The organism is Mycobacterium sp. D16Q13 (assembly GCF_002013375.1).
In the GTDB taxonomy this organism is placed as follows: domain Bacteria; phylum Actinomycetota; class Actinomycetes; order Mycobacteriales; family Mycobacteriaceae; genus Mycobacterium.
Genome location: NZ_MAEW01000003.1, coordinates 179,269 through 198,729 on the forward strand (window position 1 = coordinate 179,269; position 19,461 = coordinate 198,729).

A 19,461-nucleotide genomic window follows, 5' to 3' on the forward strand; every position below is an offset into this window, starting at 1 on the left:
AGTCCGCATATTCAGGTGCGGCCCCCGGGAAACCACTGACAACGAAAACGTTAGGCGCCGCTTGTATGTCACCCACAGTACACCTGTCGTTCACTTTTGCTCAATCTGAAGTTAAGAAATGGATAAACCCTTACCCCGGAGGGGGTATGCGAGTCACGATGTGGTTACAACCGTCCACTACCTGGGCAAAAGCTGCAGCGAAAAGACGGCGGCGCGGGAGGTTCGCTGTCATCCGCAGATTCCGGCGCGGACCGCGGCCAGCGAGCCATTGACCATGTGGCGCCCGAGTGATAATGGGCGAGTCGAGCGCCCTCAGGCCGTCACACCAGCCGACGGCCGAAGCTGCTAGGCGGCCCGATCTAGCAAACCAACCACGGCCTGGCGCAGTTCCTCGGCGGGCACCCGCTCGGTGATCACGGCCAGCGCCACCGGATCGCCGCCACGCAGGATGCCCAACACCATGTGCTCGCACCCGATCCAATTGTCCTTGTGCGCGATGGCCTCACGCAGTGCCAGTTCCAGGCATTTCTTAGCCGAGGAATTGAAGGGGATCATCCCGAACGGGCGCCAGCCGCGCATCCGGCCCTGACGGCGCCCCGATTTTTCGAAGGCTTTGTCAAAGGCCTGTGGCCCAAAGACTTTCGACACGCTGTCCCGTACCTGGGACAGATCAATGCCAATGGCCTTGAGCGCCTGCGCGTCCTCATCGTCCAGCGGCGGCTCGTGGGTTCCGGTCCGGAGCCGGTCGCGCACAGTGTCGGCGGTCAGCCCGTATCCGGCCAGCAGCTCCGCGAGTGGTCCGCTCGCACTATCCAGGACACCAACCAGAACGTGCTCGGCTCCGATCCGCGATTCGTCCATCTCGCGGGCTTCTTCCTGCGACAGCACCACAGCGACCTTGGCCGACTTCTGGAACTTCTCGAACATGGCTGCTCACTTCCTCGCGCGGTTGTATTTCTGATGCACTGCCTGACGGCTGACTTCGAGCGCTTCGGCGATGGCCTGCCAGCTCCAACCCTGGCCGCGGGCGTTGGCCACGTGGATCGCTTCCAATCGTTCACACAGGCGCCGCAGCGCCTGCACGGCCCGCAACCCCACGGCCGGATCGGTACTGCTCACGGCGTCGTCCAGATCGGCCGTCGGGAGATCGCTCATGACTGTCAACATAGATTGACAGCCGTGAGTTGTCAATCTATGTTGACAGCTGAGGGCGCGCGTCGGCACGTCCGCTTATGGCGAAAACATGGGATACGAACCCGCCACCGGGCGGCGTGCCGGCGGGAAGCGGGTTAGGAGTCTTGTGGCTTTTCGCCGCGCAGCCGCGCCTGCAGATCCGCACGCTCCGCACGGCGCCGCTCGTCGACGACGGCGATGCTGGCGGTCACCCGGCGACGCAACGGTGCGAACACCGCCATGCCCAAGGGCAGCGCGATGATCAAGGCGAACAGAATGGCGATCGCCAAGGGAAAGTCCTGGTACCCGATGAGCCGGGCCACCCAGAAGATGACGAGCGTCAAGACGACCGCGAGACCCAACCGCGCCAGCGTGTACAACGCGATGTCGATAGCGAGCCGGCTCCCCGGCGACCGTTCAGCCACGTCACCACCCTATCGCTGCGCCGAACACCAGCCTTGGCCGCGCGTATATTTGCAGTTAGTTGTTCAGGAGGCTCTTGTGTACTACGTGCTCATCGCGGTCGTGCTCGGCGCGCTGGTCTATGCCGGATGGCGGATCAGTCAGTCGGTCCCGACCCGTCCGCAGACCCGCGTGACCGGCCCCGACGACGACCCCGAATTCCTGTGGCGCATCAGTAGAGACGATCCCTCCGAACGCTGAGGGTTGTGTGGCCAGCAGCCGCACAACCGACGGCTAGCCCTGGAACGTCTGCTGCTGCTGACGCTGTGTACCGGTGAACCCCTGCGCGACGACGGCGGCCAGCTCGATGAGCGAGCGACGCGTCGCGGGCCGGAGCCGGTCCAGGCTGATCTCGGCGCCCTCTTCCAGGTGCGGATCGAACGGCACCAAACGCACCGCACGGCACCGGCGCGAAAAGTGATCGACGACCTTTTGCATGTCAACCTTGCCCGAACGCGGACGCACCGCGTTGATGACCGCAACCGAGCGGCGCACTAGCTCGCGATGCCCGTGCGCATCGAGCCAGTCGAGAGTGGCGGAGGCACTGCGCGCACCGTCCACCGAACCGGAGCTGATCACCACGAGGGTGTCGGCCTGCTCCAGCACCGACGACATCGCCGAGTGCATGAGTCCGGTACCGCAGTCCGTGAGCACCACGCTGTAGAAGCGCTCCAGAATCTCCAGTGTGCGCGAGTAGTCCTCGGCGCTGAACGCCTCGGACACCGCCGGATCGCTTTCCGAAGCCAGCACCTCCAGACGGCTCGGCCCCTGTGAGGTGTAGCTGCGGACATCGCTATAACGCTGAATCGAGTTGGCGTCGCGCAGCAGGTGACGGACCGTTGCCGGCGTCTCCAGCGGGACCTTCTGGCTCAGCGTTCCGCGGTCCGGATTGGCGTCGACCGCGATGACCCGGTCGCCGCGGATGGACGCGAACGTCGCACCGAGGGTTGCGGTGACGGTGGTCTTGCCGACGCCTCCCTTGAGGCTCAGCAGAGCGATCTTGTAGCAACCTTGCAACGGCTGATTCACCTGGGCGACGAGGTCGTTTTCCTCCGTCTTCTTGGTGCCCTCCCCGAGGTTGATCGTCCCGAACGACGCACGGTAGACGGTCTTGCGCCAACCCGCTGACGGTGCCGGCTTGTGCGGGCGCAACAACGCCGACGTAGACAGGTCACGCGAGGAGGGCGGCAGCTCGGGCCGAATCTGGGATCCGATACCGGTTTGCTGACCGCCGACCGGCGTGTAGTACCGGGAAGCACCGACGGGAGGCTGCTGGGCCTGTTGGGGAATGCCCGACGCCGGGGTGTCGTTGGCCCAGCGATCCGCCGTGAAGGGCGTCAACTGTGCGGGCCGCTCGGCCGAGTCGCTGAATCGGTTGTCGGCCCTAAAACCTCCGGGACCGCCCTGGCTGCCGGATGACCCGGCCGCACCGATCGCGGTGGGATCGGTGCTCTCCTGCCCACCGGAAGGCGTGAAATCGAGCGGCGCGAACGAGCCGCCGAGCGTATTGAGCGACGGCACCGAGGGATCGTGCCCACCCAGGCCCGCGATGTCCTGCTGTGGCGCGAACGGGTCCTGGAACGGGATCGCTTGGAACTGTTGGGTCATCTCGTGGGGCTGCTGCGGCGCGCTCTGGCCATACATCACCGGCTGCGCTGGCTCCTGTGCTGCCCACGGAGGGGCCGTTGGTCCACCCTGCGCCTCGTCGGCGTACGGCGACGGTCCATCCGGCGCGCGGTGCGCGGGATAGTCAGACATCGATCCCCCAATGCATTGGTTGGATGTGCAGTTCGGACACGGAGAGCCCGGAACGACTGTTCAGAAGGACTCAGCATCGCACCCTATCGCAGGTGTGATGAACCGATCTGGCGGAACAGTTCCCCCAGACCTCCCGCCTAGCTCACCCCAGCGTACGAGTGAAGACCGACCGTCACCAGATTGACGAAGAACAGGTTGAACACCATGGCCACGAATCCCGCCACATTGATCCACGCCGCCTTCTTGTCCCGCCACCCGGCAGTGGATCGTGCGTGCAGGTAGGCGGCATAGATAACCCAGGCAACAAAGGAAACGGTCTCCTTAGGATCCCAAGCCCAGAACCGCCCCCATGCCTCCTCGGCCCAGATGGCACCGAAGATCACACCGAACCCGAAGATGGGGAAACCGAAAATGGTGGTCCGGTACGCCAACCGGTCCAATGACTGGGCATCGGGCAGGCGCTGCACCACGGTGTTGTCCGGGAAGTACATCTTGACCAGGAACAGGATGCTGGCCACTCCGGCCACCAGGAACACGCCTGATCCGAGACTCACCACCGACACGTGGATGGGCAACCAGTAGGACTGCAGGGCCGGCATCACCGGGGCCGCATAGGTGTAGAGGTACCGGCCGGAGACCGTCAGCAGGATCAACACGGGAATGAGCACGAAGACCCAGAGCGCCCGGCGTCCCTCCGCGCTGTTGGCGCGCGGGCGCAGCACCACGGCCGCAGTGACCAGACCACAGGCACACGTCAGATTGATGAACTCGTACATGTTGCCCCAGGGCACCCGGGTGGTGGCCACACCGCGCAGCACGATGCACGCCAACAGCAGTCCGATGCCCAGGTACACAAGCGCCAACCCGGCGCCACCGACCCGCTCGCCGAGGGGGCGCTTACCCTGCGGCACCACCAGCCCCGGCTGATTCTCGCCGGCGGACACCACCTCACCACCGGAGCTGACGAGCTCTCGCTGGGCGGTCTTGTTGCTCTGCCGGTAGGCCAGCTCGATGGCCAAGAGCACCAGCGCACCGACCATCACCACAATCGCCGAGGTGAAGGCGTAGTCGGAGAACCTGGCCAGATTCACATCGATATTGGTCGAATTCATTCGGCATCCTCATCTTTGTGGCCGTTCCCGGCCCTTACGACGGGCAGATTCTCAAGGCATCGGTCGCATAACCGCTCGAACTCATCGCCCCAGCCGGAGCTGTCGGTGCGTGCCAGCCCTCCCAGCTCGACGTTTACGGTACCTGCGGCCGCGCCCGGGGTCAGCCGCGCCCAGACTCGACGGCGCTTGATGATGAGCGATACCACCAGGCCCGCCATCATGGTCAGCGCGAAGACGAGCACCCACAGTTGGGCGGGGTCGCGTGACACCTGCAGATTGACGAAGTTGACGGCGCTGTCGAACCTGACGATGGTGCCGTCATTGAGCTTGACCGACTGTCCGGGCAGCAGGTTGGCGCGCGCCACCTGATTGAGCCGCTTCTGCTCGATCATGCGGGGGTCGAGCTCGAAGATCGACTGGGCACGACCCGAGTCCAGCCCGGTGTCTCCGCGGTAGATGTTGATGGCGACCGCGGGCTTGCGCATCTCCGGGAAGCTCGACGAGAGCAGGGTGCCGTGCAGTTGTTCGGTGGGCGCGAACAGACCCTGGATGGCGATCTGATTCTTGCGACGCACATTGGGATCCGGATAACTGCCGGCCGGAGGATCGATACGCACGGCCCCTGAAGACAGCAGGGTGGTCGGGTCGTCCGGTCGCCACTGAATGGTCTCGCTGCGCTGACGCCCGTCCGGGAAGGTCACCGTGAAGGTGGGGGCATATCCATAGCCGAGCAGATACACGCGGTTGCCGTTGACACGCAGCGGATGGTTCATGGCCAGCCGCTCCGGTCTCCAGATGTTGTTCTGGAGGTCGTCGCCCGCCTGGTACTCAATGTTCGATTCGAACGAATGCGCCTGTCCCGAGGCAAGATAGGTGGCCTTGAAATCCTGGACCTTGACGCAGATCGGGTCCAGGTTGGTGCCATCGACGGTGTTGCCGGCCCGGAACGAGTCGAAGGCCGCGGGCGACGACGAGCAGAATCCCGGGCCATTGTTGGCGATGACGATCACATTGCCCTCGTACCCGAAGAGCTTGCCCGCCGCGAACGCGACCAACAGACCAACGAGGGAAAGGTGGAAGACCAGGTTCCCGAACTCTCGCAGATAGCCCTTCTCCGCGGAAATCTCAGTGATCTCGTCCTTTTCGCGGGTGGTTCTGCGCCAGCCCTTCAGCTGCCCCTCGATGGTCGACGCGAGATCGGCCTGATCGCCCCGCACCACCTTTTCCTGGTGTTTGGGCAGTCGTGCCAGATTCCGGGGCACCGGAACCGGCTGCGCACGAAGGGCCCTGGCATGCTCGACGGTCCGGGGAATGATGCATCCCACTAGCGAGACGAAGAGCAGAACGTAGATCGCCGTGAACCAGAAGCTTGAGAACACGTCGAAGGCCTGCACCCGGTCCAGCCAGGGACCGATGGTGGAATGTTCGGCCAAGTACTCGTCGACCTTGGCCTGGTTGAGCGCGCGCTGCGGCAGCATCGCGCCCGGTATCGCGCCGAGCGCGAGCAGCACCAGCAGCGCCAGTGCGGTGCCCATGGACGTCAGGCCGCGCCAGGTGTTGCGCGAGTAAGCAAGGAGACGCTTGGCGATCATCACTAGATGGGTAACCTCGCGTCCGAAACGAATGAATCGCGAACCCAGGCAACAAAATCGGCCCACACGCCGGTAACCAGCGCGACCCCCACCGCCAATAGCGCGATACCACCGATGACCTGGATGGTCCGGCCGTGCCGTCGCAACCAGTCCATACCCCGCACCGCGCGCGCCGAACCGAAGGCCAGCAGCAGGAACGGGATTCCCAGCCCAAGGCAGTAGGCGATCACCAGCGTGATCCCGCGAGCCACGTCGGCCCCCTCGGTGGCCGATGCCACCGCGACCACACCGGTGAGGGTAGGCCCCAGACAAGGCGTCCACCCGAGCGCGAACACCGCGCCGAGCAGCGGCGCTCCGGCCACCGTCGAAACGCGGCGCGGCGTAAACCGGAAATCGCGCTGCAGGGCCGGCACCAGCCCGATGAACACCAGCCCCATCGCGATGGTGATCACTCCGCCGATGCGTTGCAGCAGCACCTGATTGGTGATCAGTGTGGTCGTCATGCCCATCACAGCCACGGTGCCCAACAGGAACACCGCGGTGAACCCGGCGACGAACAGCAAGGCCGATCCGGTGACCCGTAACCGCGCCGCGCGGGCACCGGCGCCGTCATCATCGCGGCCATCGGCCCCCACCACGGCGGCGAGGTAGGACAGATAGCCGGGCACGAGTGGGATCACACACGGCGAGGCGAACGACACCAGCCCGGCCAGCGCACAGGCACCCAGGGCCAGCAGCAGCGGCCCGCTGGTCGCGGCGTCCTGGAACGCGGAGCCGGCATCGGCGAGGGTCACTTCTTTACTCCCGCCGGCTCTTTCGCCGATTCTTGGGCGACGCGCTCAACCACTGGTTGCAGATCCTGGGTCAACAACTCGCGCAGGAATACCGCCGCCACCCGATGCTGCCGGTCCAGCACCAGGGTCGCGGGAATGGCCCCCGTCGGGAACTTCCTGCCGAACGCGATGAGCGTGCGCATCGACGGGTCATAGATGGATGGGTACGGCACCTTGCGGTCGGCCACAAAGTCCTGCGCCTTGGTGATCTCGTTGTCCCGGACGTTGATGCCGAGAAATTCGACGCCTTGAGCGTGGGTGGCCTTGTAAACGTCTTCCAGTGCCGAGAACTCGGAGCGGCAGGGCCCGCACCATTGCCCCCATACGTTGATGACGACGACCTTCTCGGTGAAATCGTTGAGCGACAGTGTTTTTGTGGGGTCCAGCAGGTTGGGCCCCTCGATCAGACCGGGGGTCTGACGGGACTCGGGCGGATCGTAGAAGATGTCGGTCTTGCCGCCGGGTGAGACGAACTGGAACTGCCCGCCGCGCGCCACCGCGTCATCACCGGTAGAGCACCCGGTGATGAGCAGAGCCAGCGCGGCCATCGCCGCGACCACACGTCGCACTAGCTACCCTGCCGGTTCCGAGTACACGACGTCGACGAACTCGTCCCCGTCGAATACCAGCGAGGTGAGTGAGGCGACGTTGCACTGGCGTTTGCGTGGGTCGTGCCACAGTCGCTTGCCCAGCAGGTACTGGCGCGCCGTCCACACCGGCAGCTGATGACTCACGCACACGACCTCGGAGCCCTCGGCACGACCGCGCGCCCGGTCGATCGCCGACGTCATCCGGGATGCGATGTCGCGGTACGACTCTCCCCAGGACGGGGTGAACGGGTCGCGCAGCTTCCACCAGTTCCGGGGGTCGCGCAAGGCCCCGTCACCCACCGACACCTTCATGCCCTCGAAAGAGTTGTCGGCCTCGATCAGGTCATCGTCAGAGATAATGGTGAGGCCATGAGCCTCGGCGATGGGCGTAGCAGTCTGCTGGGCGCGCAACAGCGGTGAGGCCACTACCGCGGCAATCTCATTGCCCCGCAGCGACTCTGCCACCTTGACCGCCTGTGCCTGCCCCTTGTCCGACAACCGGAAATTTGGCAGTCGGCCGTACAGAATGCCCTCGGGATTGTGTACTTCGCCATGGCGCATCAAATGAACGATGGTGCGGGTCATGAAATTCCTTACCTCTCCTCGACAGAGGCCGCGGCGCGGGCAGCGGCGGGCAAAGCGTCGGCAATACGGTCGAACGCCTCGTCATCGAGGGCGGTGGAAACAAACCAGGTCTCGAACGCGCTCGGCGGCGCGTACACGTCGCGGCTCAGCAGCGCGTGGAAAAACGCGGGATAACGCCAGGTGTCGGTCGCCTTGGCGCTCTCGAAATCGTGCACCGGCTCAGCACCGAAGAAGAGGCTGAACATGTTGCCAGCCCGGCCGATCTGGTGCGCCACCCCCTCGGCATCCAGAGCCGCGGTGATCAGTGCGATGAGCGCATCGGCGTTACGATCAAGCGTCTCATAGGCTTTCGCATCTGCCGCACGCAAAGAGGCCAGCCCTGCGGCAACAGCGATCGGATTGCCGGACAACGTGCCTGCCTGATACACCGGCCCCAACGGCGCGAGGCGCTCCATGACGTCGGCGCGACCACCGAATGCGGCGGCGGGCATGCCACCGCTCATCACCTTGCCGAACGTGACCAGATCTCCGGCCACCTGCTCGATGCCGAACCAGCCCGAGCGGCTGACCCGAAAACCCGTCATGACCTCGTCCATGATGAGTAGCGCGCCATGGTTTTCCGTGATGCGCCGCAGCCCGGTGTTGAAATCCGGTGCGGGCGCGACGGTGCCCATGTTGCCGGCGGCGGCCTCGGTGATGACAGCGGCGATCTGATCGCCCTGTTCGGCGAAGGTGCGGGCCACGGCACCGATGTCGTTGTACGGCAACACGATGGTGTCGGCCGCGGAGGCGCCGGTGACACCGGGCGAGGAAGGCAGGCCCAGGGTGGCCACGCCGGAACCGGCATCGGCCAGCAGGGCGTCCACATGCCCGTGGTAGCAACCGGCGAACTTGACGATCTTGGGCCGCCCGGTGAACCCGCGCGCCAGGCGCACCGCACTCATGGTGGCTTCGGTTCCGGAGTTGACCAGGCGCACCTTTTCCACTGGCTGCACGCGATCGATGAGCTCGCGCGCGAGCTCGATCTCCCCCTCGACGGGCGCGCCGAAGGACAGCCCATCCTTGGCGGCCCGTTGCACGGCCTCCACCACGGCGGGGTGTGCGTGGCCGAGGATCAGCGGACCCCAGGAGCAGACCAGGTCCACGTACCGGTTGTCGTCGACATCGGTGAGCCAGCATCCGGCGCCGGATTTGATGAACCGCGGGACACCGCCGACCGCCGCGAAGGCGCGCACCGGCGAGTTCACTCCACCTGGGATGACGGCCGAGGCGTCGGCGAACAAACGTGCGGAGTTGGCTGTCTCGTCAGGCACGGCATCCAGTGTCTCAGCTGGTGCCAAATCGTCCACTACAGGGTGTAGTGGATCAGGCAGGTCTCAACGCAAAAGTGGGGTGATCGGCATCGTCGGGCAGCTGGGCGAAGTAGCCGTCCACGACCTTCCCGGCCTTGGGCTTGTAGGCGGCGATGATGGGCGCGCGGTCGGCGACCGGGACCTCGGTGGCCGTGTATGCCGTGGTGGCGCCCTTGACGGTGAGTGTCACCTGCGGGTTAGCCCTGATGTTTTTGACCCATTGACTCTCGCCACGGGTGGACACCAGGTACTTGACGCCATCGACGTCCACGGTCGCGACCGGGATCTGCTGGGGCTCGCCGCTGACCCGCTTGGTGATCGTGAGGGTCTCGCCGATATTGGCGGCCATCGCCACCCTGTTGAAGACCTTGCGCACGAACCAAGGGGGCTTGAGGTATGCCATGGATCACAGTTTGATGGTGGTATGCAGATACCGCAATCGGTCGCGCGCTTCAACAAGTACGTCACCAACCCCGTCCAGCGGCTGTGGGCGGGCTGGGCCCCGAGCTTCGCCATCATCGAACACAAGGGCCGCAAGTCGGGCAAGGAGTTCCGGACGCCCGTCACCGCATTCAAGACACCCGACGGCCTGGCCATCCTGCTGACCTACGGCCCGGACCGGGACTGGCTGAAGAACCTGCAGGCGGCCGGTGGCGGGAGGATCGTGCGCAGGGGGAAGACCCACGACGTCGTCAATCCGCGCGTGGTCAGCCGCGACGAGGCGGCGGCGCTGGTGAAGAGCCGCGCCTTCGGACGTCTGCCGTTCGAACAGGCCGTGCTGCTGACCTACGCCTGAGCGGCCGGTACCGGTGCCCGTTGCGATACCTCGCGGCGGGCCGTGCTGACGGTGCGGCTGGTCCGTTTCACCGCGTCCTCGAGGATCCGCTGCTGGCGGCCTTCGAACCTGGTGCGCAGGCGTGGGCTCATCATGCGTGCCACACGTGAGGTCAGATTGCAGACGGTGATGACGGGCGTGATCAACAGCAGCGGGCTGGGCGCGGGCAGACCGAACTTCTTCCGTTGCGGCCCATAGGCAATGCCGGCGATCTCGGCATGGAACCGGCGAACCGCCCATTGCACGGCGGCGGCGACGGGTCCACCGGTGGGCAATCCGTATACGCCGGTGACGGCGTCGAGGGTGGCCTGGGTGAGCGCGCGCGTGTGCTGGTCACTGCCCGCATCGGTGAGCATGATCAGGTACGCGAGTCTGCCGAGCCCGGTCAAGGTATCCATCTGTAACTCCGGGGCCAGTCCCATGAGATGGCTCTGGTAGCGCCAGAGATGCAGAATCGCCCTGAGATCGGCCGGGGTACCGATGGCGCCGAACGCCACCAGGCTGATCGAACCGGCGAAGATGGGGACCCAGCCCGCGGCGGTCTGCGCCTGCCCGGCCGGACAGTCGAACTTGTCCTCGTCCCAGCCGCCCATCGCGCGTGCCCCGGACCGGGCGTACGCGTGGATGAGCCGCACCCGCACCGTCGCCTTGAATCCGTTGCCATAGCGGTTCATTCCGCCGGGCTCCCCGGACGAATACATCCACTTCGCCGCTTCTATCAACCGTCCTGCGGAGGCATCCTCGATGCCGCCCGCTCGGGTCAGCAGTTCGTTACCGCCACGCTCGTTGAGGAAGCTCGCCGGCAAGGTCACCGCCAGCGCACCGAGGAAGGCCAGCCGGATCGGGGTGTTCCTCAGCATTCGTTGGGCGCGCCGGATCTTGCGGAAGTCCACCCAATACGGCGTGGCTTCCGCGTCCTCGATAAAAGCCACCAGCTCGGGCAGTGGATCCTCAACACTGATGAGCCCGTGTTCCAGGGCATCTTCGAATTGCTTGCGGCCCAATCCCTTCGGTAGGCGTGACATGGCCTCCACCAGATGGTCGGCCAACGGATCACCCATCAGGGTGTACTTGCGGAACGTTGCCAGCTGAGCTTCCGTGGGGCGCGCGCCGACGGCATCCAAGAGCGCCATGAGCGGCTCGGACGGCATCCGCCGCCGGTTTCCGACGGGTGTTTCCAATGCGGTGACGTCTGACATGACCTGTCCTTTCGGGCCGATTGCCCACAAACCAGATCAGTTGATCTGTTTTATTGAACATATGCTCTACCCGACAGTCCGTTCACGCAAGAGCCGGAGGCGAAGTCGCAGATGAAAGCGGGTGACGTGACCCATATGTCGCAGGCTGAGCGGCGACGGAGCACCACCGCGAAACTGCTGGAAGCCACCATCGAGTCCATCCTCGATATCGGCTACGCCGCCACCACCGTGCGCGGCGTGGCCGAACGCGCTGGGGTCTCCCTGGGTGCGCGCAGTCATTTCTTTCCGCGCCGGATCGACATGGTGATGGCCGCACTCGACTATCTCTGCGCCGATCGGCTGGCGGCCGCACGCGCCAGCGTGGACCAGATGCCCACGGGCGCCGACGGCAGACTGCGACACCTCCTGAACCTCATGTGGCAGGACTACACGGGCCGGAGCTTCATCGCAGGAATGAAGCTGTGGGTTGCGGCGGCCGACGACCCCGAACTGCGCACACACCTGGCCACCAGCACGCAGGCGCTGAATACATCGCTACAAGAGCTCTACGCACACGCCATCGACGATGACTTGGCCCAAACCCCCAACCTGTTACCGCGGATCGTGATGGTTCATCACCTGCTCAGTGGATACGCGTTCAACCACGCCTTCGCACCCGATGGTCAAGAGCCAGGAAGTCTCGACTGGCCGCAGCTACGCGACGAACTTGAGCGATTGATTCGCGGGTAGCGGCACACCTACCAGATCTTCACAAACTTTTCCGGCGAGTTCACCATGGGATCGCCTGCCAGACAACCAAATTCGGCGGCATACGGCGCAACATTGGGCACCACGCCGTTGATGCGCAACGCCGGCGGCGAATGCGGATCGCTGGCCAGCTGGGTAATCGCGGCCTCGGGGCGCTGTTTGTCTCGCCAGATCCGCGCGTAGTTCAGGAAGAACCGCTGCGTGTCGTTGAACCCGACAATGCCGCTGATCTTGTCGCCATCTTTCTTCTTGGCCAACTCCGCGACCAGCGCGTCATAGGCGGTGTTGACGCCGCCGAGATCCGCGATGTTCTCGCCCAACGTGAGCTTGCCGTCGACATGTAGCTCGGGGTGGCCCGGAATAGGCGTATAGGCATTGAACTGCTCCACCAGCCGGTTGGCGCGCTTCTCGAACTCCTCGCGATCGTTCGGAGTCCACCAATTGACCCGGTTGCCCTCACCGTCGAACTGGCTGCCCTCATCGTCGAACGCATGGGTGAATTCGTGACCGATCACCGCACCGATACCGCCGTAGTTGAACGCCGGATCACCCTTGGGGTCATAGAACGGCGCCTGCAGGATCGCCGCGGGAATGGTGATGCTGTTCTCGGTGGGGTCGTACTGAGCGTTGACCGTCTGCGGCGTCATCCCCCACAGCGACCGATCGGTGGGGTGCCCGATCTTGCCCATCTCGAAGTCGTGATTGAACTTCAACGCGGCGGCCCTGTCCGCGTAGAAGTTGTCGCCGGTCAACTTCAGCTTGGAGAAATCCCGATTCTTGTCGGGGAAGCCCACCTTGAGGATCAGCTTGTCCCACTTGCCCTTTGCGGCGAGTTTGGTCTGCGGGCTCATCCAGTCGACGGCCTCAATGCGCTTACGGAGAGCCTCCTTGACATTGCCCACCACCTCGGTGGCCGAGCGCTTGGCGCGATCGCTGAACATGCGGTCGACGTACAACTGTCCCAGCGCCGGGCCCACCAGCGTGTTGACGATCTCAAGGCCCTGCTCCCAGCGCTGCTTCTGCGCCGTGGTTCCGGTAAGCGCCGAATCGTATGTAAAGGCATTGTCGCGGAAGGCTTTCGACAACGCGTCGGCAGACCTGTGCACCGCGTGGAAGGTCAGATACGACTTCCAGGTGTCCAGATCGGTGGTGGCGAGCAACCGATCGAATGTCGTGAAGAACTCGGTCTCGGCAAGGGAAAACGACCTGGCGAGCGGGGCCCCGTGCGCCTTCAAGTAGGCACCCCATTCGAAATGTGGTGTCACCGCGTCTGCCTGAGCGACGGTCACGAGCTTGTACTGGTTGGCCGGATCACGTTGCTGCACAGGACTCAACGTCGAGGCGGCCAGCGCTGATTCGAGCGCGGCCACCTGTTCGGTACGGGCCTTGGCAACCTCCTGGTTCGCTCCGATCAATCCGAATGTCGATGCGATGTAGGTGCGATACGCGTTGAAGACCGACGCGTACTTGGGGTCGGTGTAGTAGTCCTTGGCGGGCATGCCCAGCGCGTCGGCCCTGGCGTAGCCGATCTGCTCGGTGGCGTTGGCGTAGTCGGCGCCGGCCGCGAAACCGAACACCAGATGCTGCCCGGTGGCGGCATCGGCAGCCAGAAAGGCCGCGAGCTCCTGGGGCGAGTTGATCTGATCGATCGCGGCAAGCGTTGGACGAATGGGGTCATACCCGGCCGCGTCGAGCTTCGCGTCGTCGGTGGCGGCACGGTATAGGAGACCGACTTGGTAGTTGACCGACTCATGATCGGCGGTTCCGAGCCCGGAGACCGCACCGTCGACGATCTCGTGCTGAACGTCACGGGACTGGTCGGCCAACATGTCGAAGCTGCCATAGCTGGACTTGTCCGCAGGGATGGTGGCCTGCTCAATCCATTTGGCATTCACAAACCCATTGAGATCGGTGCACGCGGCGAAACGCATGCTCAGCTGCGCGTTATCGAACGTTGGAAGGGGCACATTCGACGCCACCGGGGCGGTGGGCTGGTCCCGGGTACACCCGGAAATGGACATGGCCAGCACTAGCGCCGCCATACCGGCGGATCGACTCAAAGGCATGCCCACCATTTTGCCCATCTGAACCGTTACGTCGAGCCTCACGCTGTGGCGGGTTTCACTGAGAGCAGGAATTGGTTCGGCTGGCTAACGGTCGTAGGCTGGCACGGGTGCCGGTGCAGGAGATGATCTTCGTCGCGCTTGCGGCGTTCGGGGCCGGCGCGATCAACGTGGTTGCCGGGTCCGGCACCCTCATCACCTTCCCCACCCTCATCGCCTTTGGCTACCCGCCCGTGGTGGCGACGATGTCGAATGCCGTCGGACTGACCGTCGGCAGCATGACGGGCGTATGGGGCTATCGCCGCGAACTATCCGGACAGTGGCCGCGGCTCAAGTGGCAGATACCCGCGGTGCTGGTCGGTGCGCTCATCGGATCGTTCCTGCTGCTGCATCTGCCCGAGAAGACATTCGTCACCATCGTGCCGGTGCTGCTCATCCTCGCGCTGGTTCTCGTGGTAGTCGGCCCCAAGATTCAGGCCTGGGCGCGCCGGCGTTCCGAAGCGCAGGGCCTAGATGCCGATCATGTCCCTCCGGGCCGGATGGCGGCGCTCACCGGAGGCAACTTCCTCGTCGGGATTTATGGCGGGTATTTCACTGCGGCCCAAGGGATCATGCAGATCGCGGTGATGGGCGCACTACTCCCCGAATCCATGCAGCGGATGAACGCGGCCAAGAACGTACTGGCCATGATCACCAATATCGTTGCAGCTCTTGCATATACGATCGTCGCCTTCGACCGGGTGAGCTGGACGGCGGCCGGGATCATCGCGGCGGGCTCGTTCGTGGGCGGGCTGGCCGGTGCACGCTGGGGGCGCAAGCTGTCGCCCGGCGCCTTGCGTGTGGTCATCGTGGCGGTGGGTCTGATCGGCCTGTGGCGCCTGCTCTTCTGAGTGTCGGCGCCAGCGGAATCTAGCGGAAGGTTCGCAGCCGCAGGCTGTTCAGTACCACGAAGACCGATGACATCGCCATCGCCGCGCCCGCGATCATCGGGTTGAGCAAGCCCAGAGCCGCGAGCGGAATGGCAGCGGTGTTGTAGGCGAAGGCCCAGAACAGGTTGGCCTTGATGGTGCCGAGTGTCTTGCGCGACAACCGCAGTGCCGTCGGCACCGTGGTCAGGTCACCGCGCACCAGGGTCACATCACTGGCCTCGATCGCGGCATCGGTACCGGTGCCCATGGCCATCCCGATATCGGCCGTGGCCAGTGCGGCGGAATCGTTGACCCCGTCGCCCACCATCGCGACCTTCTTGCCCTCGGCCTGCAGACGCTTGACGACATCCGCCTTCTCGGCGGGTTTGACTCCCGCGATGACATCGCTCGCGGCGATACCGACTTCCTCCGCGACACGTGCGGCCACCTCAGCGTTGTCGCCCGTCAGCAGCACCGGGGTGATGCCCATGGCCCTCAGTTCGTCGATGGCCTGCCGGCTCGACGGCTTTACCGTGTCCGCCACCTCGATCTCACCCCGGCGCAGGCCACCCCAGGTGATCGCCGCGGTGGTGTTCTGACCCGCGATGGCCTCGATCGAAACCTCTTGACCGTCAACGACACCGGTGACACCGATGCCGGGTTCGTTACGGAATCCGGTCACCGGGGACAGCGTCAGCCCACGCGTCCGGGCCGAATCCACGATGGCCCTGGCCACCGGATGCTCGGAGGCGGACTCCACCGAGGCGGCGATACGCAGGATCTCATCGGCGTCGGGGACACCTGACCCAATGTTGCGGCGCACGGCCACAACGCTCATCACACCCGTGGTCACGGTGCCCGTCTTGTCGAGTACAACGGTGTCGATGCTCTTGACGTTCTCCAGCACCTCCGGGCCCTTGATCAGCACGCCCAGCTGAGCTCCACGCCCGGTGCCTACCAGAATCGCTGTGGGGGTAGCCAACCCGAGCGCGCATGGGCACGCGATGATCAGCACCGCGACGGCCGCGGTGAATGCCGATGACAGCGGGTAGCCCTGCGCCACCCAGCCGACGAACGTCAACGCGGCGATACCGAGTACGACGGGCACGAACACCGACGACACCCGATCGGCGAGCCGCTGCACCTGCGCCTTACCGGTTTGCGCCTCCGACACCAGCTGCGCCATCCGGGCCAGCTGGGTATCGGCGCCCACCGTGTTGGCGCGTACGACAATCCGCCCGTGCGTGTTGACGTAACCGCCGACCACCAGGTCTCCCGCGCCGACCTCCACAGGTACGGACTCACCCGTCATGGTGGCGGTGTCCAATGCCGAGTGGCCGTCGACAACTACGCCGTCTGTCGCGACACGCTCCCCCGGCCGCACGACGAATTCGTCGCCCACCGCCAATTGCCCGACGGGGATGCGCGTCTCGTGCCCGCCACGCAACACCGCGACATCCTTGGCCCCCAGGGACAGCAGCGCCCGCAGCGCCGAGCCTGCCGAGCGCTTGGCGCGCGACTCGGCGAACCTGCCCGCGAGCAAGAACACGGTGACCGCCGCAACGACCTCGAAGTAGACGTGGACATCCCCGTGGGTGTGCCCGGCGCTCGCGAACAACACCCACAGCGACCACACGTACGCCGCGATGGTGCCCAGTGACACCAGCGTGTCCATGGTCGAGGCACCGTGGCGTGCGTTGACGAACGCGGCACGGTGGAACGGGTAGCCACCCCACAGCAGGATCGGTGTAGTCAGTGCCGCGACCACAATCTCCCAGCCGGAGAAATGCCAGGGCATCACCATGGAGATGGCCACCACCGGGATGGCCAGGAGCAGCGAGCCGAGCAGCCGCGTCTTGAGCTGATTGTCGGGCACGTCGTGATTCATGTGGTCGTGCGGATCGGCACCGTCGTGCTCATGGCCGCTCTGCGGAGCACCGTTCCGTGAGCCGCCGACCACCTGGGCCTTGTAGCCCACCGACTCGACGGCCTTGACCAAGTCCTGATCGGAGATCGAGCCGTCGTGCTCGACCCGGGCGCTTTCCAGCGCCAGGTTTACGCGCGCCGTCACGCCCTCGAGCTTGTTGAGTCCCCTCTCCACACGGGACGCACATGAGGCGCACGTCATGCCCTGAAGGCGCAGATCAGTGGTCTCCATGCCCGTGTCAGTGAACTCCATGCCTAAATCATACCCCTAGGGGGTACCAAATGATAGGGTGACCTGCACTACAAGTCGCACCGCGCCACCACGATCTGCAGTGGCGTCGGCAGCTGAACTCTGGCGCGGAGTTCGACAACGATCGACGGATCCGCATGTGCAGCCAGGCTACGCAACGCCCTCGGGCCATAGGCGCGCAGCTGGCTGATCGCACCGTCATGCAGGACCGGGCGCACCCATCCCGCGGCCGCCGCGAGGAGATACGACGGCGCCAGCAGCGGTGCCGGCAGGCGCAGCAAGTCGATGATCAAGAGCGTGCGTCCCACCCGGGTGCCCTCGGCGAAGACCTTGGCAGCAAGCGACGGCTTCAGATGATGAAACGACAGTGCGAACACCACCAGATCGAATGATCCGTCGCCTGCGTCGATGGCCGTGGCATCCATGGCCCGGACCGTGACCCGGGAATCCGAAACCCAGATCGGACGCCGCGATACCCGCGACAGAGGTGGGCTCGATGTCCGTCACCATGATCGAAGCATCAGGACGTAGCTTCAGCAGTTCACGAGACAGACCGCCGTGGGCGGCACCGAGCTCCAGCACCCGAGGGTTGTCAATGCCGGCAAGAAACCCGGCCGCCTGCTCCGCATTCCACCTGTGCAGACCCTTCTTCTCGCCCATGAGGTCAAGGGACGCGACGACGGCCCGTTTCTTTGCGGGAACATCGTCGCGGTCCAGATACTCGAGTCGGCCCGTCTGCAATGCGCGGTCAAGCACGCAGGCACCGAATCCAGCGCGCGGCATCACGTCGATATCAGCGGTGTTCGTCATCACCCCAGCGTATGTTCATGTCAGTTATCTTGACATAATAATTAGCTGTGAATTGATCGCCCTACATCGCGACGATCACGAACACCGCGCGATACCGCCATGACCAGGAATATCCCCGCCAGAGCGGTGAGCGCGAGCGCCCGGGCTACACATGCGCCATCCAACGCGGTGAAGTACAACGTTGGCTCACCCTTGGCAATGGGCGCGACCTCCGTGGGTATGCGCGCAGCCACTGCCGCCCAGCCGGCGAGCGCGATCGCCACTACTGCGATGGCCAGATCCACCGCTACTCGCTTACCAAACTTCACCACTGCTCACTTTCGGTATCGATCTCCGGGTCGTCGCCCAGATCCATGCCTGCCGGCGGCGCGGGCACCAACGCGGTGAGCGCCGTCCGCAGCGCCTCATGCCTCCTGGCCCACGCCTGCGCGCGACGCCCCCCGGTCAGGCGCAGACCGACGGATTTACGTCCCTTGGGCACCCCGTTCAGCTCTCCGAGCGGACGGGACTCCTCCCAGATGTGACGGTCGGCGTCGGGGTACAGCCACTTGATCTGGCTGATCTCCAGCGTCTCGCCGCCCTGGCGGAGCTCGGTGGGTGTCAGCTCTACGGTGGCGTGCACCCGCGCCGCGTAGATCTGCAGCGCGAGAAAGAAGGCGACGATGGCTGCCGTGATCAACGGCATGACGGGACTGAAGCCCCCCTGGCCCCAAATCTGCAGGCCTAACATGATCAGCCCGGCGAGCGGACCAAGCAGGAGCCACCGCCACCGGCCACCGGGCTCATAGAACAGACGCGGTTCGGTATCCGAGACGTCAGCCATGCTCACCCCCGTCAAACCAGTTTTGCGCGGTCGGCCTGATGATCAGCACATTGGCCACGATCAACGACAGCGCGGCGATGAGCAGTAGCGGGCCCACCGAACCGGAGCTGGCCATCGCGATCGCCCCGAGCACCGAGACCAACGAGAGGGCGATCAAGGCCCGGCGGTAGCGCTTGTCCCCCTGCCGCGTCCGCCCGGCGAGAAATGCGATACCGGCCGCCAGCACGATGCATAACACGCCCCAGGCCCGGAAGTAGGTGACGAGATTTCTTATCTCCGCGTCGGTCAGCTCGGGCTTCGCGGCGGCCCGCACCGCGTCGAAGCGCTGGGTCACCCCGGCCAGACCGTTGAGGAACAGGGCGGCCGATGAGACCACCCAGAACCAGAACGCCACGTCGACGATGCGCGGGCGCGGTTGTTCGGGTGTCATGCGGGCCCCTATC

Annotated in this window: 21 protein-coding genes and 1 pseudogene; 4 read left to right on the plus strand and 18 right to left on the minus strand. The window is 64.9% G+C overall.

What is annotated here, in order from left to right; all coding sequences use genetic code 11:
• Window positions 1–345: 345 nt before the first annotated feature.
• The 3 genes from B4400_RS03635 to B4400_RS03645 form a co-directional block, all read right to left on the minus strand.
• Complete coding sequence (locus B4400_RS03635; RefSeq protein WP_078308282.1) at window positions 346–927, minus strand: Clp protease N-terminal domain-containing protein; 582 nt, start codon at window positions 925–927, stop codon at window positions 346–348.
• 6 nt (window positions 928–933) lie between these two features.
• A complete protein-coding gene (locus tag B4400_RS03640; protein WP_078308277.1) occupies window positions 934–1,155 on the minus strand; it encodes a sigma-70 RNA polymerase sigma factor region 4 domain-containing protein in 222 nt (73 codons plus the stop codon).
• Between the two features lie 134 nt (window positions 1,156–1,289).
• Window positions 1,290–1,598, minus strand: a complete 309-nt coding sequence (locus tag B4400_RS03645) for a DUF4229 domain-containing protein (protein ID WP_078308269.1) — start codon at window positions 1,596–1,598, stop codon at window positions 1,290–1,292.
• 76 nt (window positions 1,599–1,674) lie between these two features.
• On the opposite strand from B4400_RS03645, the gene B4400_RS24270 reads away from it, so the two are divergent.
• Window positions 1,675–1,836 (plus strand): hypothetical protein, encoded by a 162-nt coding sequence (locus B4400_RS24270; RefSeq protein WP_139361239.1) that lies wholly within the window; start codon window positions 1,675–1,677, stop codon window positions 1,834–1,836.
• A gap of 33 nt (window positions 1,837–1,869) precedes the next feature.
• On the opposite strand, the gene B4400_RS03650 is transcribed toward B4400_RS24270, so the two are convergent.
• The 8 genes from B4400_RS03650 to B4400_RS03685 all read right to left on the minus strand — a co-directional run bounded on the left by B4400_RS03650 (window position 1,870) and on the right by B4400_RS03685 (window position 9,860).
• On the minus strand, window positions 1,870–3,279 hold the full coding sequence (locus B4400_RS03650) for a MinD/ParA family ATP-binding protein (protein WP_078308541.1): 1,410 nt from the start codon (window positions 3,277–3,279) through the stop codon (window positions 1,870–1,872).
• 251 nt (window positions 3,280–3,530) lie between these two features.
• Complete coding sequence (ccsB, locus tag B4400_RS03655; protein ID WP_070952043.1) at window positions 3,531–4,505, minus strand: c-type cytochrome biogenesis protein CcsB; 975 nt, start codon at window positions 4,503–4,505, stop codon at window positions 3,531–3,533.
• Window positions 4,502–6,097, minus strand: coding sequence for a cytochrome c biogenesis protein ResB (gene resB / locus B4400_RS03660; protein WP_502688373.1), 1,596 nt, complete (start codon window positions 6,095–6,097; stop codon window positions 4,502–4,504). Before resB ends, ccsB begins: the two co-directional genes overlap by 4 nt.
• A 2-nt stretch (window positions 6,098–6,099) precedes the next feature.
• A complete protein-coding gene (locus B4400_RS03665) occupies window positions 6,100–6,891 on the minus strand; it encodes a cytochrome c biogenesis CcdA family protein (protein WP_078308268.1) in 792 nt (263 codons plus the stop codon).
• A complete protein-coding gene (locus B4400_RS03670; RefSeq protein WP_078308266.1) occupies window positions 6,888–7,499 on the minus strand; it encodes a TlpA disulfide reductase family protein in 612 nt (203 codons plus the stop codon). The genes B4400_RS03665 and B4400_RS03670 overlap by 4 nt, the downstream gene beginning before the upstream one ends.
• Before the next feature lie 3 nt (window positions 7,500–7,502).
• Window positions 7,503–8,105 (minus strand): histidine phosphatase family protein, encoded by a 603-nt coding sequence (locus B4400_RS03675; protein WP_078308264.1) that lies wholly within the window; start codon window positions 8,103–8,105, stop codon window positions 7,503–7,505.
• Between the two features lie 8 nt (window positions 8,106–8,113).
• The gene (gene hemL / locus B4400_RS03680; RefSeq protein WP_078308539.1) at window positions 8,114–9,418 is read right to left on the minus strand and encodes a glutamate-1-semialdehyde 2,1-aminomutase; all 1,305 of its coding nucleotides are present in this window, start codon (window positions 9,416–9,418) and stop codon (window positions 8,114–8,116) included.
• Window positions 9,419–9,470: 52 nt separating this feature from the next.
• Window positions 9,471–9,860 carry a nitroreductase family deazaflavin-dependent oxidoreductase gene (locus B4400_RS03685; RefSeq protein ID WP_070952038.1) on the minus strand — a complete coding sequence of 130 codons (390 nt, stop codon included), beginning with the start codon at window positions 9,858–9,860 and terminating at the stop codon, window positions 9,471–9,473.
• Between the two features lie 21 nt (window positions 9,861–9,881).
• Between B4400_RS03685 and B4400_RS03690 the strand changes: the two genes are divergently transcribed.
• Window positions 9,882–10,253, plus strand: coding sequence for a nitroreductase family deazaflavin-dependent oxidoreductase (locus B4400_RS03690; RefSeq protein WP_078308262.1), 372 nt, complete (start codon window positions 9,882–9,884; stop codon window positions 10,251–10,253).
• Here the strand turns inward: B4400_RS03690 and B4400_RS03695 are convergent.
• Window positions 10,244–11,491, minus strand: coding sequence for an oxygenase MpaB family protein (locus tag B4400_RS03695; protein WP_078308259.1), 1,248 nt, complete (start codon window positions 11,489–11,491; stop codon window positions 10,244–10,246). The two genes, B4400_RS03690 and B4400_RS03695, sit on opposite strands and share 10 nt — an antisense overlap.
• A 135-nt stretch (window positions 11,492–11,626) precedes the next feature.
• On the opposite strand from B4400_RS03695, the gene B4400_RS03700 reads away from it, so the two are divergent.
• On the plus strand, window positions 11,627–12,220 hold the full coding sequence (locus B4400_RS03700; RefSeq protein ID WP_286141946.1) for a TetR/AcrR family transcriptional regulator: 594 nt from the start codon (window positions 11,627–11,629) through the stop codon (window positions 12,218–12,220).
• 8 nt (window positions 12,221–12,228) lie between these two features.
• Here B4400_RS03700 and B4400_RS03705 read toward each other — a convergent pair whose 3' ends face one another.
• A complete protein-coding gene (locus B4400_RS03705) occupies window positions 12,229–14,313 on the minus strand; it encodes a M13 family metallopeptidase (protein WP_078308538.1) in 2,085 nt (694 codons plus the stop codon).
• A gap of 98 nt (window positions 14,314–14,411) precedes the next feature.
• Between B4400_RS03705 and B4400_RS03710 the strand changes: the two genes are divergently transcribed.
• Entirely contained in the window at window positions 14,412–15,191 is a 780-nt protein-coding gene (locus tag B4400_RS03710; protein WP_139361242.1) for a sulfite exporter TauE/SafE family protein, read from the plus strand.
• A gap of 19 nt (window positions 15,192–15,210) precedes the next feature.
• Here B4400_RS03710 and B4400_RS03715 read toward each other — a convergent pair whose 3' ends face one another.
• The 5 genes and pseudogenes from B4400_RS03715 to B4400_RS03735 all read right to left on the minus strand — a co-directional run bounded on the left by B4400_RS03715 (window position 15,211) and on the right by B4400_RS03735 (window position 19,448).
• Entirely contained in the window at window positions 15,211–17,388 is a 2,178-nt protein-coding gene (locus B4400_RS03715) for a heavy metal translocating P-type ATPase (protein WP_078308254.1), read from the minus strand.
• A 47-nt stretch (window positions 17,389–17,435) separates the two neighbouring features.
• Window positions 17,436–18,195: pseudogene (locus B4400_RS03720) on the minus strand (class I SAM-dependent methyltransferase).
• Between the two features lie 41 nt (window positions 18,196–18,236).
• Window positions 18,237–18,479, minus strand: a complete 243-nt coding sequence (locus tag B4400_RS03725) for a hypothetical protein (protein WP_078308536.1) — start codon at window positions 18,477–18,479, stop codon at window positions 18,237–18,239.
• Window positions 18,480–18,499: 20 nt separating this feature from the next.
• Window positions 18,500–19,018, minus strand: coding sequence for a transport-regulating membrane protein Mce1N (gene mce1N, locus B4400_RS03730; protein WP_078308251.1), 519 nt, complete (start codon window positions 19,016–19,018; stop codon window positions 18,500–18,502).
• Window positions 19,011–19,448, minus strand: a complete 438-nt coding sequence (locus tag B4400_RS03735; protein WP_070952031.1) for a hypothetical protein — start codon at window positions 19,446–19,448, stop codon at window positions 19,011–19,013. The genes mce1N and B4400_RS03735 overlap by 8 nt, the downstream gene beginning before the upstream one ends.
• Window positions 19,449–19,461: the final 13 nt, after the last annotated feature.

Excerpts from the sequence above, each read along its gene's own strand:
- B4400_RS03635 (WP_078308282.1), bottom strand. The coding sequence starts at position 927 with ATGTTCGAGAAGTTCCAGAAGTCGGCCAAGGTCGCTGTGGTGCTGTCG.
- B4400_RS03640 (WP_078308277.1), bottom strand. The coding sequence starts at position 1,155 with ATGAGCGATCTCCCGACGGCCGATCTGGACGACGCCGTGAGCAGTACC.
- B4400_RS03650 (WP_078308541.1), bottom strand. The coding sequence starts at position 3,279 with ATGTATGGCCAGAGCGCGCCGCAGCAGCCCCACGAGATGACCCAACAG.
- ccsB (WP_070952043.1), bottom strand. The coding sequence starts at position 4,505 with ATGAATTCGACCAATATCGATGTGAATCTGGCCAGGTTCTCCGACTAC.
- resB (WP_502688373.1), bottom strand. The coding sequence starts at position 6,097 with ATGATCGCCAAGCGTCTCCTTGCTTACTCGCGCAACACCTGGCGCGGC.
- B4400_RS03675 (WP_078308264.1), bottom strand. The coding sequence starts at position 8,105 with ATGACCCGCACCATCGTTCATTTGATGCGCCATGGCGAAGTACACAAT.
- B4400_RS03685 (WP_070952038.1), bottom strand. The coding sequence starts at position 9,860 with ATGGCATACCTCAAGCCCCCTTGGTTCGTGCGCAAGGTCTTCAACAGG.
- B4400_RS03690 (WP_078308262.1), top strand. The coding sequence starts at position 9,882 with ATGCAGATACCGCAATCGGTCGCGCGCTTCAACAAGTACGTCACCAAC.
- B4400_RS03695 (WP_078308259.1), bottom strand. The coding sequence starts at position 11,491 with ATGTCAGACGTCACCGCATTGGAAACACCCGTCGGAAACCGGCGGCGG.
- B4400_RS03700 (WP_286141946.1), top strand. The coding sequence starts at position 11,627 with ATGTCGCAGGCTGAGCGGCGACGGAGCACCACCGCGAAACTGCTGGAA.
- B4400_RS03705 (WP_078308538.1), bottom strand. The coding sequence starts at position 14,313 with ATGGTGGGCATGCCTTTGAGTCGATCCGCCGGTATGGCGGCGCTAGTG.
- B4400_RS03715 (WP_078308254.1), bottom strand. The coding sequence starts at position 17,388 with ATGGAGTTCACTGACACGGGCATGGAGACCACTGATCTGCGCCTTCAG.
- mce1N (WP_078308251.1), bottom strand. The coding sequence starts at position 19,018 with ATGGCTGACGTCTCGGATACCGAACCGCGTCTGTTCTATGAGCCCGGT.
- B4400_RS03735 (WP_070952031.1), bottom strand. The coding sequence starts at position 19,448 with ATGACACCCGAACAACCGCGCCCGCGCATCGTCGACGTGGCGTTCTGG.